This is a genomic window from Arthrobacter sp. 2YAF22_2 (assembly GCF_052114645.1).
In the GTDB taxonomy this organism is placed as follows: domain Bacteria; phylum Actinomycetota; class Actinomycetes; order Actinomycetales; family Micrococcaceae; genus Arthrobacter.
This window is the reverse complement of the sequence record NZ_JBFRFD010000655.1, coordinates 1-1,684: the sequence shown is the minus strand read 5'-3', so window position 1 is coordinate 1,684 and position 1,684 is coordinate 1. Positions and strand designations below refer to the sequence as shown.

The window sequence follows — 1,684 nt, the reverse complement described above, 5'->3', positions numbered from 1 at the left end:
CCGTGCCGTCCTGGCCGGCGAGCCCGGTCCGGCACGCGACGCCGCGTTGCTCAACGCCGCCGCCGGGTTGGTAGCGTTCGACCTCGACGCCGTCGGTCCGCTCACCGGGCGGATGGCCGCTGCCATGAAGCGGGCCGAAGAGTCGATTTCCTCCGGTGCGGCGGCCACGGTGCTGGACCGGTGGGTGGCCCTAACCCGGGGCTGAGGTCCGTCGGCCAATAGTGCTGCGGCCGCAAGGCGCAGTTGCAAAACGCAGCCGCAAAACGCAAAAGCGGGGCCCGGCTGGTTTGCCGGGCCCCGCTTCTGTCTGTGCCTGTTACTCGAAGCCGAGGGCGAAGGCCGCGTCGAGGTCGTGCTGCGAGTAGGCGCGGAAGGCGATCTGGGTGGTGGTGTGCACCACGGCCGGTACCTTGGAGAGCTTGTCCGCTATGACATCGGCCAGGTCCTCGTGCTTGGCGACCCTGGCGATGGCAATCAGGTCCCATTCTCCCGTGACCGAATAAACCTCGCTGATGCCCTGAATGGCGGAAATCTCTTCCGCGGTCTCGGGGATACGGGAGGCCTCTGTTTTGATCAGGACGATAGCGGTGACCACGTGTAAACCTTTCGGGACCTGTTGCGCCGGTTCTGGCTTCTTGCTTGCCCCAGGAGGGCCGGACCATGTGCTTGCTAGCCTAGTCCATCAGCTCCGCTGACGGCGGCCCCGGAGCCGCGTTGCCGCTGCCGCCAGCGCCCGGTAGCCCAGCAGGAACACGCCTAGGCTGAGCAACGCCACGATCACGAAAGGCAGGACCACTGTCTGCCCGGTAACAGCGCGGAGCGCCATGCCGACAGCCACCGTGCCGATCCAGACGGCGACGCCCGCCGGCCACAGGGCGAGCGGCCCGCGCCACAGACGCAGGGCCAGYCACGCTACGGCGGCGCCCGCGAGGAACGGCCACGCCGTCGCGAACACGCCGGTGATGATGTCGCCGCGCTGGTGGGCATCCCGGCCGATCGCGGCGAAAAGCAGGATCAGGACAGCATCGGCGGCGGCTGCGGCCACCACGGGGCGCGGAGCCGACGACGGGTGAGGCGAGGGGGAAGTCTTAGGGGACATGCTTCCAGCCTATCCGCGCCCGTTGTCCCGCGAATGCCACGGGGCTAGGCTCGGCTCACGTTCCAACCAGGAGGAGACGGCCATGACCACGCTGCCGGATCGGCCCAACACGGCATTGCTGGTGATCGATGTGCAAAACGGCGTGGTGCAGGGTGCGCACCAGCGCGACACCGTTGTCGCCAACATCGCCGCACTGGTGGAGAAGGCCCGGGGTGCAGCGGCCACGGTCGTCTGGGTTCAGCACAGCGACGAACGGCTGGAGCGGGGGAGTGAGGCATGGCAGTACGTCCCCGAACTGGACCCGCGGGAGACGGAGCCGCTGGTTCACAAGTCGTACGCCGATGCCTTTGAGGGAACGGTCCTTGAAGAGGTGCTTGCCGCCGCCGGCGTTGGACACGTGCTGGTGGCCGGCGCGCAAACCGACGAGTGCATCCGGTCCACGATCCACGGCGCCTTCGTCCGCGGATACGACGTGACACTCGTGGCCGACGCCCACAGTACCGAAGACCAGACCGCCTGGGGCGCGCCGCCGCCAGAGCAAGTGATTGCACACACGAACCTCTACTGGCAGGACCAGCGGGCGCC

At 68.1% G+C, this 1,684-nt stretch carries 3 protein-coding genes and 1 pseudogene; 2 read left to right on the top strand and 2 right to left on the bottom strand.

Annotated features, from left to right (window positions below; translation table 11 throughout):
* Window positions 1-205, top strand: a pseudogene (locus AB4Y86_RS18375) (anthranilate phosphoribosyltransferase); the annotation flags it as partial.
* A 111-nt stretch (window positions 206-316) separates the two neighbouring features.
* Here AB4Y86_RS18375 and AB4Y86_RS18370 read toward each other — a convergent pair.
* Complete coding sequence (locus tag AB4Y86_RS18370; RefSeq protein ID WP_441403582.1) at window positions 317-595, bottom strand: Lrp/AsnC family transcriptional regulator; 279 nt, start codon at window positions 593-595, stop codon at window positions 317-319.
* 87 nt (window positions 596-682) lie between these two features.
* On the bottom strand, window positions 683-1,099 hold the full coding sequence (locus tag AB4Y86_RS18365; protein WP_441403581.1) for a DUF3054 domain-containing protein: 417 nt from the start codon (window positions 1,097-1,099) through the stop codon (window positions 683-685).
* An 82-nt stretch (window positions 1,100-1,181) separates the two neighbouring features.
* Here AB4Y86_RS18365 and AB4Y86_RS18360 point away from each other — a divergent pair.
* On the top strand, window positions 1,182-1,684 hold a 503-nt coding region (locus tag AB4Y86_RS18360; RefSeq protein ID WP_441403580.1), incomplete at its 3' end, for a cysteine hydrolase family protein.